This is a genomic window from Microbacterium proteolyticum, from assembly GCF_030818075.1.
GTDB lineage: Bacteria > Actinomycetota > Actinomycetes > Actinomycetales > Microbacteriaceae > Microbacterium > Microbacterium proteolyticum_A.
On sequence record NZ_JAUSZZ010000001.1, the window covers coordinates 2,025,841 to 2,040,412 of the forward strand.

Consider the following 14,572-nt stretch of genomic DNA (forward strand, 5'->3'; position numbering starts at 1 on the left):
GGGACGCACGATGAATGCCATGACGCTCCTGGAGTACGCCACCCGAGCGCGCGACGCCGGTTACACGAAGGTCGCGTCGACGGGTTTCGCCGAGTTCGGTCGGGGCTCGCGCATCATGCTGCCCTTCCGCGCCGGTAATCCGCAGAAGGTGTCGGTCGGGCGCAACGTCCTCATCGGGCCGTCGTCGTGGTTCATGGTGCCGAGGCTGGATGCCCCGGGACCCGTCATCCACCTGCATGATCGTGTGCGCATGAACCAGACCTCGATCACCGCCGTTCAGGAGGTCGTCATCGAGGAGGCCGCGGAGCTGGCGCGCGGGGTCTACATCTCCGACCACATGCACGGTTTCGACGACCCGGACACCCCGATCCGCGACCAGCCCCTCGAACGCGTCGCACCCGTCCGGATCGGACGCGGGGCGTGGCTGGGACAGAACGTGGTCGTGATGCCGGGTGTCACCATCGGAGCAGGCGCCGTCGTCGGCGCGAACGCCGTCGTGACCTCCGACATCCCGCCGCGATGCGTGGCCGTGGGTGCGCCGGCCCGTGTCATCCGGGAGCTCGTGCCGTGACCCGGGACGTCGTCTTCACCTTCTCGTACGAGACGTACGCGGACGCCCTCGCGCGCGGCATGATGCGGCCCCCGGACCGGATCCTGCAGACGCTGATGTCGTCGGACGAGGTGGGGACGCTCCTGGTCGCCAATCCGTTCCGTTCCGTCGCGAGCATCGTGGCGCGGACGGTGCGCCGCAGCGACGCACGGTCCGGGGGACCTGAGCACTTGATCACGCCCGCTCGGATCGCGCGGCGTGACCCCACCGATCTGTCCGCCGTCGTGCGGACCTACCGCGCATACGACGATCGACTGCGCGCTGCTGCAGCCCGTGCGGGGCTGCAGCGGCCGGCGGTGGTGACGACCAATCCGTTGGCCGCCGCCTTCTGCCGTTTCGGCTGGGCCGATACGGTGACGTACTTCGGGCGCGACGACTGGTTGAGCTCGAAGGCCCACGAGCAGTACTGGCCGGCCTACGCCGCCGCCTATCGGCAGATCAGCGACAGCGAGATCGGCGTGGCCGCCGTGTCGCAGCAGATCATCGACCGCATCGCTCCGCGCGGACCGGCCGTCGTGGTGCCCAACGGCGTCGACCCGGCCGAATGGGAGGGTCCGGCGCCGGCCGCTCCGCCGTGGCTGGATGCCATCCCCGGTCCCCGCGCGATCTACGTGGGGACGATCGACGATCGCCTCGACGTGGAGGGGGTCGCCGCCCTCGCAGCGGACCGCCCCGACCTGCACATCGTCTTGCTCGGGCCGACGCCCGACCTGGAGTACACGCGGGCACTCCGCGATGTGCCGAATGTGCATCAGCATCCCGGTGTGGGCCGTGCCGAACTCGTCGCGGCGCTGCGGAACTGCGACGTCTCGCTGCTCTCGCATCGCCGCACGGCCCTGACCGAGGCGATGAGCCCGTTGAAGGTGTACGAGTACCTGGCCGCGGGGCTCCCCGTGGTGTCCATCGACCTGCCCCCGGTGCGCGACATCCACGAACGGGTGACGTTCGCACCCAGCACCTCGGAGATGGCCCCGTTCGTCGACGAAGCGCTCGCGCGGGGTCCGCTCGACGGGAGCGAACGAGAGGCCTTCATCGCCGCCAACAGCTGGCGCTCGCGTCACCGCGCGGTGCTCGACCTCGCGCTGCGTTCGTCGGCCGACGCGCGGGGGATGACGCCCGCTCACGCGTGACGTCGGGCGGTGGCGCCTGAGGGTTGCGCCGCTTCACGTCGTCGCGCCGGACGGCATCCGCCTGCGTGAGGTCGAGCGGTGGCGCCTGTGGGCCGCGTCGCTTCAGGGCGCGCGCGGGGGACGGTATCCGCTCAGGCGGGAGGTCGGGTGGTGCCGCCGGAGGGCTGCGCCGCTTCAGGGCGCGCGGGGGACGGCATCCGCTCAGGCGCGAGGTCGGGCCGAGGGCTGCGCCGCCTCAGGTCGCGCGGGGGGACGGCATCCGCTCACGCGTGACGACTCCCGGTGTCGGCGACGATCTCGGCTCGTCCGGGCGAAGGCCCGAGCCGGCTCCCCGCGTTCGGGAGCCGGCTCGTGAGACGTGTCGCGGTCGGCTCAGCGCCGATCGCGCCTCACTCGGTGAGAGCCTTCTGGGCCGCGGGCCACGCGGCCGCGGCGAGGGCCGCCTGGCCGGCCAGCGAAGGGTGGAAGCGGTCCACCTCGGAGATGTCGTCGGGGGAGAAGGCGACCTGCGACACGGCCCCGTCGTCGGAGACGCACCCGGTAACGGCAGCGCACGCCTCGACGATCGCCGCGTTGTACCCGGCGAGGGTGTCGACCACGTCCTCCCGGCGCTGCACGTCGGCGGCGGCATCCGAGTCGGCATCGCCCAGCAGCGTGCTGCACGAGGGGCTCTGGTTCCACAGGCGCACGGTCGCGGGGTCGCTCCGGCCCCCCTCCCACAGCTGCAGGAGGTCGGGGATCGAGTACGCCACGATGGGTGCCTCCGGCACGCCCGCGCGGATGGTCTCGAGCAGCTCTCGATACGACGCGCCGAATTCGCCGACGGGGGTGATCTGAGACACGTCGCTCGCGCACACGTCGTTGCTGCCGACCTCCACGAGGACGAGATCGGCGGTCTGACCGCGGGCGTTCTGCACCGCATCGACACGATCGGCCACGCGCGCACCCGGCCGTGCCAGCGAGAGCGGGGTGATCTCGTCGGTGCCCGTCGCCGCCGCGATGCGCTGGACGATCGAGTCGACGGCGGTGTCATCGCCGAAGGCCCAGGATGCCGAGGGACAGGCGTCGCGCGTGCCGCACGCCGACATGCCCACCGAGATCGAGTCGCCGACCACCGCGACCGACGTCACCGGACGCAGGTCGCCGACGGCCTCGGACGGTGCGGGCGACTCCGTCGGTGCCGCCGACGTGCACGCGGTCAGCAGGAGGATCAGGCCACCGCCGAGCGCACCCGTGATCGGGAATCTGCGGCTCATCGTCGGTCCCTTCGCCGGGGGCCGGGTTCGAGCGTGGTCTTGATCTCGCCGACCGAGGGCTCGGTCGCGCCCAGCACCGCAGCGGGGGAGTCGGTGGGAGTGGCCTCCGCCGCGATCTCCTCCGACGAAGGCTCGCTGGCGGCGGGGCGCGGAGCGGGCTTGCGCGCCTGCTTCACGAAGTCGAACATCATCCGGTAGTCGCGACGGTATCCCGGGACGATCCACAGGATGCCGAAGACGGCGAGCCCGGCGAGGCCCCCGGCGACCACCTGCACGATGGCGAGCCAGTCGGACAGGAGGTGCGTGACGCCCCACGCGACGCCGTACGCCAGACCCGCGGCGATCGCCGGGCGGATCAGCGGCAGGCCGACGTCGACTCCGCTGCGCAGGAACGTTCCGTGGCTGGCCACGAGGAACCCGGGGACGAGCAGAGCCAGGGTGACCAGGCCGTACAGCAGCGCGAGGCCGTTGACCCCGTTCCACGCGACACCCACGAAGAACGCCGCGATCACGATGGGGCGGGTGACGGCGTAGTAGACCAGCTGCCGGTGCGCGCGACCGAGGCTGATGTAGATCCATCCGTTGACGTTGCCGACGGCCTGCGCCACGCCGGCGAGGGCGAGCAGGGCGAAGACGTCCGCCGCGAGCTCCCAGCCCGGGCCCAGCAGCAGCAGGATCAGCGGATGGGCGACGGCGGCGGCGATCGCGTAGACGGGAAGGGCAAGGTAGCCGATGACGACCATCGCGTTGCGGATGTACCGGCGGTAGCGCTCGCCGTCGTCCTGCAGGCGGCTGAGCACGGGCAGCGCGACGCGGCCGAGCGGCGCGGTCAGCTGCTGCTGCGGCAGGAGGAAGAGCGCGTAGGCGCGCGAGTACTGGCCGAGGGCGGCGGCGCCCAGCTGCTGACCGATCACGACGTTGTCGAGATTCCGCGAGGCGTAGTTGAGCAGCTGCACGCCGAAGATGCTTCCCCCGGTGGTCATCAGGGGACGGATGTCCTTGCCGACGCGGGGGCGACCCCACTTCGGTTTGGCCGCGACCCACAGCGCGATGAGGCGGTACACCTGACCGGCGCCGGCGAACACCACGAGCGACCAGACCCCGAACCCGAGGAGGGCGGCGACGACCGACAGCGCCACTCCGACGGCCATGGCGATGATGTCGATGATGGCGAGCGTGCCGAAGCGGAGGTCTCTCTGCACCGAGGCCTGCAGCGGCATGCAGAGGCCGTTGATGAGCAGGGTCGGGGCGATGGCGAGCGTCAGGACCGTCAGGCGCGGTTCGCCGTACATCAGGGCGATCAGCGGAGCGCAGGCGGCGATACCCACCATGAGGACCGTGCCGAGGATCGCCGAGAACCACAGCAGCGACCGCCACTGGTCCTCGGACAGTTTCTTGGCCTGGAGGATCGCGCCGGTCATGCCGAAGTCGCGGACCAGGTCGGCGACGCCGACGATGGCCATGATCATGGCCACGAGACCGAAGTCCGACTGGTCCAGCAGACGCGCCAACAGCATCGTGGAGATGAGCTGGAGGGCCGTCTTGATCCACAGGCCGCCCGCGGTCACGGCGGCGCCGCGCGACGCCTTGTGCTTGAGGTCACTGGTCATCGACGAGCCGCCTCTCGCAGCGTCGCGTCGCGGTCCCAGGCGACAGGTCCATCGGGGCGGCGACGTGCGATGAGTTTCGGCAGGATGTATCCCCAGACGTAGAACGGGAAGGCGGGCCACAGGCGTGGCGACCGGGCGACGCGGCCGAGGAGCCCGCGACGGTTGCGCTCGCGCGCGCCGTCGGGCAGCTGGCGGTTGCCGAGCTCGATGCGAACGCCGCGGCGTACGAGGGTGCGCATATCGCGCGGTGCGTGGACGGTGAAGGACTCGTCGGCGAGCGTCATCCGCTCGTCGGGCTGGAATCGCAACTGCACGAAGCGATCGTCGGCGACGACATCGGGGAAGGCGTCCCAGCGGGCGCGTCCCGCCTCGTTGACCGCATAGACACCCGAGCCCACGTGGCCGCTGCTGCGGTAGTCCGAGGTCGCCCAGATGCGCGTGTGGCATCGCACGGGCAGCGTGCTGCCCGTCGCGTCCACGCGCAGGGTGGGCGCGGCGGCGCGTGGCGACGGCGTCGACGACAACACCTCGGCAAGGGCTCGGAGAGCGGAGACGTCGAGCTCGACGTCGGCGTCGATGTACGCGCGCGGGAACACCGTCGCGCGCTCATCGCCGGCGTTCAGTGCCGCGATCTTGGACCCCTCGGCGATCTCCACCACCGTGACACCCGACACCGCGGCGGCCTGCGCCGCGGTGTCGTCCTGGCATCCATTGGCCACGACCACGACCTCGAACTCCCCGGGCTCGGCGCCTCGCAGCATCCGCACGAGGGAGCGTCGCACGAGAGGTCCTTCGTCGTGCGCCGGGATCACGATCGACAGCCGCGGCGTCACGCGATCGCCCCGGACGCGGCCTCCGCGCGGGGCCAGCGGACGAGGAGACCCTCGCCGGCGGCACGGGCGCGCAGCGCGGGCGGGCTGGACGTCAGCAGCCACGCCCCGACGGCGAGCAGCATCGAATAGACGAAGAAGGTCTGCATGAATCCGAACGCGTCGTAGAAGAACAGGGCGGCGGTGTACCCGGCGCCGCTGAGGACGAGCGTGAACGCGAGCATCGCGTAACGAGGCTCGTCGCGGGCCGTGGTGAACGCCCACGCCAGCATCATCAGAAGCGGGGCGAGGATGAAGATGGCCAGTCCCACGATGCCGACGGCGCCGACTTCGAGAAGGGTTCCGAGCACCTGGTTGTCGAGGATGTACGCGTTCTGGAACTCACCCGTGACGATACGACTGCCCAGGCCCGTGCCGAAGAACGGATGCGCAGCGGCCTGCTCGAGCGAGGGCCCCAGGTCGGCCAGACGGCCCGCGCCGCGGAAGCCGGGGGAGGTCTGCTGGGAGGCGATCAGACCGTCGATGTCGAGGAACGACAGCACGAGGGTGCCGAAGACCTTGGGCAGCGCGGCCATGCCGACAGCGAGAGCCGGGATGCTGAGGGCGAGAAGCGTCACTCCGAGCCACGGACGCAGGAGCAGCACCAGCAGGAACATGACGCCCAGCACGATCATGGCCGTGCGGGAGACGGCCGCCATGATGCCGAGCAGCAGGAAGATGATCGCGATGGAATAGATGAGGCGTCGCGACCACTCGTTGCGGGGCCAGCGGCCGTAGCGGGCAAGGTAGATGGCCACCGGGATGAGGATGGCGAACATCACCGACAGGGCGATCGGGTGCTGCGACGAGGCGAACGAGCGATAGCCGCCCGCGCGGAACGCCTCGGTCTCCTGTGCGATCGGCACGAGGGGCAGGAAGGTGTCGAGGCGCCAGAAGAGGTTGACCCGTGTGACGCGTTCCAGCGTCGCGAAGACCGAGACGACGGTGCCGCACCACACCAGCGCCGTCATGAGACCCATCGCGATGGTCTCGGTGCTGATGATCTGGCGGACGATGAAGAACACCGACAGCAGCAGCACCCAGTTCACGATCGCGCCGATGGCACCGGATGCAAGTCCTTCCTCGACGAGCTCGGTCCCGTTCATCGGGATCGAGATGATCATCGAGACGAAGAAGAGCCCGAAGGGCCATCCGAACCCGACCGGCTTCCACTTGCGATTCTGGTCCAGGAGCAGCGCCGCCACCATGCCGAGGAACATCAGCAAGAGCACGAGACGGTATGCCTCGAGCTGGAACGGCAGCGGGATGGGGAGCGCGTAGCGACGGATGGGGATGAACATCAACACGGCGACGAGGATGCCGAGCCACCCGATCCACGACGTGAGGATGCGTCGCGCAAGTACTGCGAGCGCGACGAAGATCATGATCCCGCCGGCTGCGACCGGTGGCAGGAAGATCACGGAGACGGCGGCGATCGCGACCAGGATCACCGTGGCGAGGACGGCTCGCCCGAGGGGGATGGCGACGTCGTCGTCGGTTTCGGGCGTCGTCGTCCGGGCGGACGACTCGGGAGCCGCGTCGAGCGGCTCCCGAGTCAGCGACGTGCGCATCGACACGGAAGGAGCTCCGGGTCTCAGGCGTTGCTGCGGAGCTGTGCAGCCTCCGCACGCGTGGAGCGGGTGCGCGTGCGCGTGGGACCGGACTCGTCTTCCGTGCTGCCGAGCAGGTCCTCCACCGTCAGGTCGGACTCGGACGTGGAGTCCGACGCGTCGGCGTCGGCCGCCGTCGTGGCCTCACCGCGGGTGCGACCGGCCTTGAGAGCGCGCTTGCGCTCACGCGAGGCGCGCGAGCCGGCGATGATGTAGGCGGTCGCCACGAAAAGCAGGAACACTCCGAGGAAGGTCACGACCACCGGGATGGCGGGGTTCGAGCCCTCCGTCGCGGCGGCGGGCTTCTCGTCGATCGTCGTCAGGATCACGCGGTTGGACGGGTCGATCTGCGCGGCGTCCTGATCGGCCACGACCTGCGCCTCGAAGGACTGCGCGGCCACGCGGGAGATCTGTTCGGCACGCTCGGGCGAGGTCGCGGTTCCGACGACCTCGATGATCGGAAGCACGTAACGACCGGCGAAAGCCTCGTCACCACCGGGCTGGGTCGTACGACGCAGAGCGGTCAGGGTCTCGCCGTCGGCGAACGCGCCGACCTGGCTCTCGACCGTCGCGCGCATGTCCTGGCCGCTGATCAGGTACGCGTACAGGATCGCCCGGTTGGTCAGGTCGACGTTCTCGGGCGAGGTGACGCCCTCCTGGATCTCCTGGCCGGGGATCACGGCCTGGTACAGCGGCTGGTCCGGTCCGTTCAGCAGCAGGGTCGTGCCTGCGCGGTACGTCTGCTCGGCGCGGGGCTGGATGTCGCCGTTGTTGATCGTGAAGCCAGCGAAGAATGCAGCCACAGCGGCGACGACGGCGCCCACCACGAGGAGCCACTTGCTCTTCCAAAGAATGCGCAGATACGTGGGAACTTCCATTGTCTCTTCCTCCGGCCGCCCGCGGGGGCGACTTGTTACTTGGGCCACCGATGGCATGTGGGAGGATCGCCGAAGACAACTTCGACCAGTCGTACTGATCGCCCCCCTGCTTACAGTATGGGGGCAAGGCGTAGCGATTGCGATTGCGGGCGTGTTACGTCGTCGAGTCGTTCACATGGATTTCAGCCGCTCAACTTGCACGAAGGGCGACGCGTTGTTCAGAGTGGACATCGGGGAGCGGCACGTAATGCAATCGGCATCTCGCCAAACAGGGGGAAATCATGCGGGTGTTGTTCTCTTTCCCGCACGCCTTGGGGGCGCCCGGGATCGGATGGACGGCCTGGAACCAGGTCGACGGTCTGGCCCGCCTCGGTCATGACATCCACGTCGTCGCGGCGAGCGTCGCCCGGCCCGTGCCGTCCGGCGTCCGCGTCACCGAGACGCTCGCGATCGGCGGGAAGCGCATCCCGCACCGCGCCGTCGGACGCGATCGCGCCTTCGCCTGGCACGACGCGCGGGCAGCGCGTCTGGTCGCCGACGGCGGGTACGACCTCGTCCACCTCTGGCCCACGGGTCCTGGCCGCACGGCACAGGCGGCGCGCGCTCAGCGCATCGCGGTGGTGCGGGAGGCCCCGAACACGCACACCGAATACGCGTGGAAGGTCGTCGGCGACGAGGTCGCCGCGCTCGGACTCGCCGGCGAGGTGGACACCGCCCACACCGCGAACGCACTCCGTCTGCGCATGGAGCAGGCGGACTGGGAGGCGGCCACGGCCATCCTCGCGCCGTCCGACTTCGTCGCCCGCACTTTCCGGGAGGCGGGTTTCAGTGACGACCGCATCCTCCGGCACCGCTACGGTTTCCTCCCGGGCTCGCGCAGAACGCGCCCGCGGTCGGCATCCGCTGCGCCGCTGCGCGCCGTCTACGTCGGGCTCGGCGAACCGCGCAAGGGTCTGCACTACGCCCTCGAGGCGTGGCTCGCCTCCGAGGCCAGCCGAGACGGCACCTTCACGATCGTGGGCCGCATGCTCCCGGCCTACGCGGAGCTGCTGGCGCCCCAGCTCGCGCACCCGAGCGTGCGCGTGATCGGCTTCAGCCATCACGTGGACGCCGCACTCGCGGCATCCGATGTGCTGCTGCTTCCCACGATCGAGGAGGGGTCCGCCCTCGTGACGTACGAGGCGCAGGCCCAGGGCTGCGTCCCCCTCGTGTCGACCGCGTCCGGCGCGGTCCTCGACGACGGCGTCCACGGCTTCTTCCACACCCCGCGTGACGTGGCATCCCTCACCGACCACCTCGACCTCGTCGCCCGCGACCGGGAGGCGTTGGCGCGCATGAGCGCCGCGGCGATCGATCACAGCGCTCAGCTGACCTGGGATGCCGCCGCGCGGGTGCTCGCCGATTGCTACGAAAGTGCGCGTGAGCGCGCCAACATGAACGGAACCCATGCCTGGCCCCGCTGATATCTCGGTCATCGTCTGCACACGCAACCGTCCCGAGCACCTGCGGCGGGCGCTGGCCGCCATCCGCGACGTCACGCCGTCGGAGACCGAGGTCATCGTCGTCGACAGCGCCTCCGACACGTCCGAGACCCGCGAGGTCGCCGAGCAGTTCGGCGTCGTCTACGTGCGCTCCGGCAAGGGCCTCTCCGTGGCACGGAATGTGGGCATCACCACGTCCCAGCGACCTTTCGTCATCTTCACCGACGACGACTGCCTCCCGACCCCGCAGTGGATCGAACAGGTGCTGCCGCACTTCGAGGACCCGTCGGTCGGCGTCGTCACCGGGTGGATGATGCATCACACCGACACAGCGGACGACGCCGTGTACCACCGTCGACCTCTCTATCGCACGCCCATCGAGGGCCTGGATGCCGGCCACGGCGCGGTGATGGCGTTCCGGCGACCGCTGCTGCTGCGCATCGGCGGGTTCGACGACGTCATGGGTGCCGGCCAGCGCTGGGCGGGCGCCGAAGACCTCGACATCTTCGTCCGCATCCTCCGTGCCGGATCGATCATCGTGCACGAGAAGAAGTGCGTGGTCACCCACGCGAACGATCGCGAGGGCGAGGAGTACGTCAGCCTCTACCGCGGGTACGGTCTCGGACTCGGCGCCCTGGTGGCGAAGTGGCTACGGGTCGATCCCGCGTTCGGCACGCAGCTGGCCTGGCGTCTGGCCGGCCGCTCGGCCGCCCGCATCGCGCGCGCCGAGATACGACACCGCCCCAGTTCTCACGAGCGTGCGATGCTGGGCGGCATCGTGACGGGTGCGCGCGAAGCGCGGCGACTGCCCCTGGTCGGGGAGCGGTTCGTGCCCCCGTGGTCGAAGGGCCCGATGCCGACGCTGCGAGACGCGGAGCCCGCCGCCGTGTCGAGTTCGGGGGTGCCGGTCGCCCCCACCGCGTCCGTCGAGCTGCTGCGCATCCTCGACGAGACGCACGTCGCGACCAGCATCCAGTTCGAGGCCATGCACACCCGTGCCGTGCTCGTCCTCGAGGGGGATCCCCTCCTGGACGCCGACGGGCGCATCGACCGGGAGAAGGTCCTCGAGGCCATGCGGCGCATCGTGGAGCGCGTACCCGAGCTGACGCTGCGCGTCATGCGGTCACCGCTCGGTCTCACGGCGCCCGCGTGGGTGCCGGCGACGGACTTCGACGTGCGCGACCACGTGTTCTTCCACGACGAGCCGAGCGAACTCCGCGGCGACCTGCTGACCTGGCTGAGTGCGGGGGACCGCGGTCTGCTGCCCATGGATCGCCCGCTCTGGGACATCACCTTCACGCCGCTGACCACGGGGGAGGTCGCCCTCGGGGTGCGCCTGCACCATGCGAACGGCGACGCCAAGTGGCTGTTCAACATGTTCACGACCCTGACCGATCGCACCGCGGACGGCTACGAGCCCGCGACGTCGACACCGTCGGACAGGCCCGCTCGCCGTGCGCCGCGCACGCGGGCGATGATCCCCGTCCACGCCGCCCGCAGCTGGTTGCGCGAGCAGCCCACGGTCGAGGCCGCCTGGCGCGAGTACTGGCGCAAGCCCTTCGTGAAGAGGGCCAAGCGGATGGTCGGACGCAACATCCGCCCCTTCAAAGAACTGCTGATCGAGCGTCGTGGTCTCCGCGCCACCTTCCTGCCGCCCGCGGCCGACGCGTTCTTCGTGGTGGACGTGCCGACGACGAAGCGTCGCGCGTCGGCACTGGGCGGGACGCTGAGCGATCTGCTGGTGGCCGCCTCCGTGCGCAGCGTCGACGACGACCGCGACGGCATCGACGTCATCGTGCCGGTCTCGCACCGCAAGCGCGGCGATGAGGCGATCCGCAACCACATCAGTCTGGTCCGGGTGCACACGGTGCCCTCCAGCGGTCTCGCCGAGGTGGTCTCGTCGGTGCGGACGCAGGTCGCCGCGCACGTGCGCGGCGAATCCGTGGAGGACCAGCCGAGCGGCCGCTCGATCGGTTATGTGACGGTCGTCCCGTGGGCGCGCGAGTCGCGCTCGTTCGCGGGAGCGCGGATCGTGACGCCGATCGTCCTGCCCGCAGCCGACCGGCGCGACGAGCTGTCGGCGTTCGCCACCGTCTACGGCGACAAGATGATCGTTTCGACCACGACACGAGCCGAGCTCGACACAGAGGGCATGACCCATCGCCTGCGCGCGATTCTCGAAGGGGCGGACGAATGAGCCGGATCAGGAAAGCACTCACCGCGGCGGCGTCGCTCGTCGACCCGCGCGTCTATCTGCACGGTCTTCGGGTGCTGCACTACTACGGGTACTCCCACGTGTCCCAGGTGCGCAAACTCGACCGGGGCGCGAACGTGACCTTCGCCCCCAACGTGTCGTTCCGCAACGCCGAGCGCATCACCATCGGTGCCGGTACGCGCATCGGCGAGCATTCGACGATCTGGGCCGGCAACTCCACCGGCCGCATCACCTTCGGGGAGAAGGCGCTGCTCGCGCCTCGCGTGACGGTGACCGCCTCCAACTACGGCATCGTCCAGGGCATCCCCCCGATGGATCAGGCCAAGGTCGAGGATGACATCGTCATCGGCGCCGGCACGTGGCTCGGGGCCGATGTCGTCGTGCTCGCCGGCGTGCACATCGGCGACGGGGCGATCATCGCCGCCGGCGCGGTCGTGACGAAGGACATCCCGGCCGACGCCATCGCGGGCGGCGTTCCGGCGAAGGTGCTGGCGTACCGCACGCAATCCGGTGTTCCGGCTCGTGCCGCCGGGGCCGTTGCATGAGCGCCCCCACCGTCGACGCCATCATCGTCAACTACAACACCCGTGAGCGCACGCTGGAGGCCATCGCCTCCCTCGTCGACCTCGACCTGCCCTGGCTGGGCGTGGTGCTGGTCGACAACGGTTCCGTCGACGGATCGGTCGAGGCCATCCGCGCGGCGTACCCTTCCGTCCAGGTCCTCGACGCCGGCGAGAACCTCGGCTTCGCCCGCGCGGTGAACCGGGGAGTCGACGCCTCAAGGGCCGACTACGTGATGCTCTTCAACCCCGACGCCTCGGCGATGCCCGGGTCGATGGAGGCGCTCGTCGGTTTCGCCGAGGCCCATCCCGAGAACGGGATCTACGGCGGTCGCACGGTGGATGAGCACGGCACGCTCGACCCGTCGTCGTGCTGGGGTGCACCCAGCCTGTGGTCGCTGCTGTGTTACGCCACCGGGGCGTCGGCGATCGCGAAGAAGTCGACGCTGTTCGACCCCGAGTCGCTCGGCCGGTGGAAGCGCGACACGGTCCGCGAAGTCCCGATCGTCACCGGGTGCCTGCTGCTCGCCCGCCGCGACACGTGGCACCGCATCGGCGGCATGGACGAGCGCTTCTTCCTCTACGGGGAGGATGCCGAGTTCTCGACCCGCGCATGGCGTCGAGGTCTGCGACCGGTGATCGTGCCCGACGCGGTCATCAGGCACGACGTGGGCGGCTCGAGCAGCTCCAGCGGACGACGCCTCGCGATGGTCCTCGCGGGCAAGGTGACCTATTTCACCTCCGTGTGGTCGACTCCCGTCGCGCTGCTGGCCACTCTGCTGCTCCAAGCCGGGGTCGGCCTGCGTGCGCTGTTGGAGGCCCTCCGGCGCAGCGATCGCAACGCGTACCGCGAAGCCTGGGCGCACCGCCGTTCCTGGCGTCGCGGCTACCCGGCGGCGGAGCGGACGCTGTTCGGCCGCACACCGTCGGCGGATGCTCGTCGCCCCCTCGTCGTGCAGGCCGAACCGGCCTTCCGCACGGCCCACGCCAACCCGTACACCGCTGATCTGTACCGCGCACTGCAGCGGCGTGGGGCGGTCGTGCACGACCTGCACTACGGACGCCTGCTGACGCAGCGGACCGACGTCATCCACCTGCACTGGCCGGACCTGTCGTTCCTCTCCGGCCCTCGTCGGTACCGCCACGTCGCCCGTCTCGGCCTGTTCTACGGCAGCCTCGCGCTGATCCGCCGCCGCGGCACTGTGCTGGTGTGGACGGTGCACAACGTGGCCGCGCACGAAGAACGCTCCAGCGCGAAGCTGCGGGCCGTCGCCGAGCGACTGCTGCTGAAGAACGTCGACGGCATCATCTCGTTGACCGCGCAGGGCATCGACAGCGCGCGCACCGCATTTCCCGCGCTGGGCTCCGTTCCCGCCGCAGTGGTTCCGCACGGCCACTACCGGGATGCGTACGACTTCTCCGTCGGACGTGCCGAGGCGCGCGAGCGCCTGGGCCTGGACGGCGACCGCCCCGGTGATCGTCAGCGTCGGTCAGATCCGCCGGTACAAGAACGTGCCGCACCTCATCCGCACGTTCCGCGAGGCCGGGATCGACGCCACTCTGCTCATCGCCGGCAAGCCGTCCCCGACCGACCTGGAGGACGAGATCCGCGAGGCCGCCCGCGGGGACGAGCGGGTCGTTTTCGACGCCCGTTTCCTGCCCGACGACGACATCGTCGCGGCGCTCGCCGCCGCCGACCTCGTGGTGCTGCCGTACGCGAAGATCGAGAATTCCGGTTCCGCCGTGCTGGCCGTCTCCGCCGACCGCCCCGTGCTCGTGCCCCGCCTGGGCGCCATGAGCGAATTGCAGGAGCAGGTCGGGGAGGAATGGGTCCGGCTGTACGACGGCGAGTTGACCACCGCCGCTTTGACGGATGCATTGGCGTGGGCGCGCGAGGCCGACCGGCCGCCACGTGCCGACCTTGCCGCCCTGGATTGGGATGCGATCGCTGAAGAGACGCTGAAGGTATATCAAAGAGTTCAGGTCTCGTCACGATCGTGAAACGTTCTGCGCGTATTCTTAGCCGCGGGCGGGATTCTATGCCTCCGCCATTTCTTTTGGGGTAGGGGCTTCATGGTTCTTTCGTTCTTCCGTCCTGCGACCGCGGTGGCGGCGGTCGCCGCGATCGTCCTCGCGGGGGTGGGCGCTGCGACGTCGGCGTCGGCTGCCACGCGTCCGGCCGGCGATTACGTCATCTCTCTGGCCGACGGCGTCGACGCGGCGGCGCTCGCCGCGCGTTACGGCGTCGATGTCGACGAACGGTACACGGCCGCGCTCAACGGTTTCGCCGCCACGCTGACCGCGGCCGAGGCGACCGCGCTGGCGAACGACCGTCGCGTCGGCGCGCTGACGG

The 14,572-nt window shown here is 70.1% G+C and carries 11 protein-coding genes and 2 pseudogenes; 8 read left to right on the plus strand and 5 right to left on the minus strand.

Features of this window, described 5'->3' with window-relative positions:
- Nucleotides 1–19: 19 nt before the first annotated feature.
- Together QE392_RS09430 and QE392_RS09435 are read left to right on the plus strand one after the other, a co-directional pair.
- Complete coding sequence (locus tag QE392_RS09430) at nucleotides 20–571, plus strand: acyltransferase (protein ID WP_307450979.1); 552 nt, start codon at nucleotides 20–22, stop codon at nucleotides 569–571.
- Nucleotides 568–1,740 carry a glycosyltransferase family protein gene (locus QE392_RS09435; RefSeq protein ID WP_307450981.1) on the plus strand — a complete coding sequence of 391 codons (1,173 nt, stop codon included), beginning with the start codon at nucleotides 568–570 and terminating at the stop codon, nucleotides 1,738–1,740. Before QE392_RS09430 ends, QE392_RS09435 begins: the two co-directional genes overlap by 4 nt.
- Before the next feature lie 389 nt (nucleotides 1,741–2,129).
- Here QE392_RS09435 and QE392_RS09440 read toward each other — a convergent pair whose 3' ends face one another.
- Genes QE392_RS09440 through QE392_RS09460 form a run of 5 tightly spaced genes read right to left on the minus strand, consistent with a single transcriptional unit; the run spans nucleotide 2,130 to nucleotide 7,963 of the window.
- The gene (locus QE392_RS09440) at nucleotides 2,130–2,996 is read right to left on the minus strand and encodes an SGNH/GDSL hydrolase family protein (RefSeq protein WP_307450983.1); all 867 of its coding nucleotides are present in this window, start codon (nucleotides 2,994–2,996) and stop codon (nucleotides 2,130–2,132) included.
- A complete protein-coding gene (locus QE392_RS09445; protein WP_307450985.1) occupies nucleotides 2,993–4,606 on the minus strand; it encodes a lipopolysaccharide biosynthesis protein in 1,614 nt (537 codons plus the stop codon). The genes QE392_RS09440 and QE392_RS09445 overlap by 4 nt, the downstream gene beginning before the upstream one ends.
- Nucleotides 4,603–5,541, minus strand: coding sequence for a glycosyltransferase (locus QE392_RS09450; protein ID WP_307450986.1), 939 nt, complete (start codon nucleotides 5,539–5,541; stop codon nucleotides 4,603–4,605). Before QE392_RS09450 ends, QE392_RS09445 begins: the two co-directional genes overlap by 4 nt.
- Nucleotides 5,436–7,052 (minus strand): O-antigen ligase family protein, encoded by a 1,617-nt coding sequence (locus QE392_RS09455; RefSeq protein WP_307450988.1) that lies wholly within the window; start codon nucleotides 7,050–7,052, stop codon nucleotides 5,436–5,438. Before QE392_RS09455 ends, QE392_RS09450 begins: the two co-directional genes overlap by 106 nt.
- 17 nt (nucleotides 7,053–7,069) lie before the next feature.
- Nucleotides 7,070–7,963 carry a hypothetical protein gene (locus QE392_RS09460; RefSeq protein WP_307450990.1) on the minus strand — a complete coding sequence of 298 codons (894 nt, stop codon included), beginning with the start codon at nucleotides 7,961–7,963 and terminating at the stop codon, nucleotides 7,070–7,072.
- A gap of 290 nt (nucleotides 7,964–8,253) precedes the next feature.
- Here QE392_RS09460 and QE392_RS09465 point away from each other — a divergent pair, with 290 nt between their 5' ends.
- The 6 genes and pseudogenes from QE392_RS09465 to QE392_RS17550 form a co-directional block, all read left to right on the plus strand.
- The gene (locus QE392_RS09465; protein WP_307450992.1) at nucleotides 8,254–9,426 is read left to right on the plus strand and encodes a glycosyltransferase family 4 protein; all 1,173 of its coding nucleotides are present in this window, start codon (nucleotides 8,254–8,256) and stop codon (nucleotides 9,424–9,426) included.
- Nucleotides 9,410–11,641 (plus strand): glycosyltransferase, encoded by a 2,232-nt coding sequence (locus QE392_RS09470; RefSeq protein WP_307450994.1) that lies wholly within the window; start codon nucleotides 9,410–9,412, stop codon nucleotides 11,639–11,641. The genes QE392_RS09465 and QE392_RS09470 overlap by 17 nt, the downstream gene beginning before the upstream one ends.
- Nucleotides 11,638–12,204, plus strand: a complete 567-nt coding sequence (locus tag QE392_RS09475; RefSeq protein ID WP_307450996.1) for an acyltransferase — start codon at nucleotides 11,638–11,640, stop codon at nucleotides 12,202–12,204. Before QE392_RS09470 ends, QE392_RS09475 begins: the two co-directional genes overlap by 4 nt.
- Nucleotides 12,201–12,875, plus strand: a pseudogene (locus tag QE392_RS17540) (glycosyltransferase family 2 protein); the annotation flags it as partial. The gene QE392_RS09475 and the pseudogene QE392_RS17540, both read left to right, overlap by 4 nt.
- 748 nt (nucleotides 12,876–13,623) lie before the next feature.
- The gene (locus QE392_RS17545) at nucleotides 13,624–14,220 is read left to right on the plus strand and encodes a glycosyltransferase (RefSeq protein WP_373426499.1); all 597 of its coding nucleotides are present in this window, start codon (nucleotides 13,624–13,626) and stop codon (nucleotides 14,218–14,220) included.
- 72 nt (nucleotides 14,221–14,292) lie between these two features.
- Nucleotides 14,293–14,571, plus strand: a pseudogene (locus QE392_RS17550) (protease inhibitor I9 family protein); the annotation flags it as partial.
- Nucleotide 14,572 lies beyond the last annotated feature (1 nt).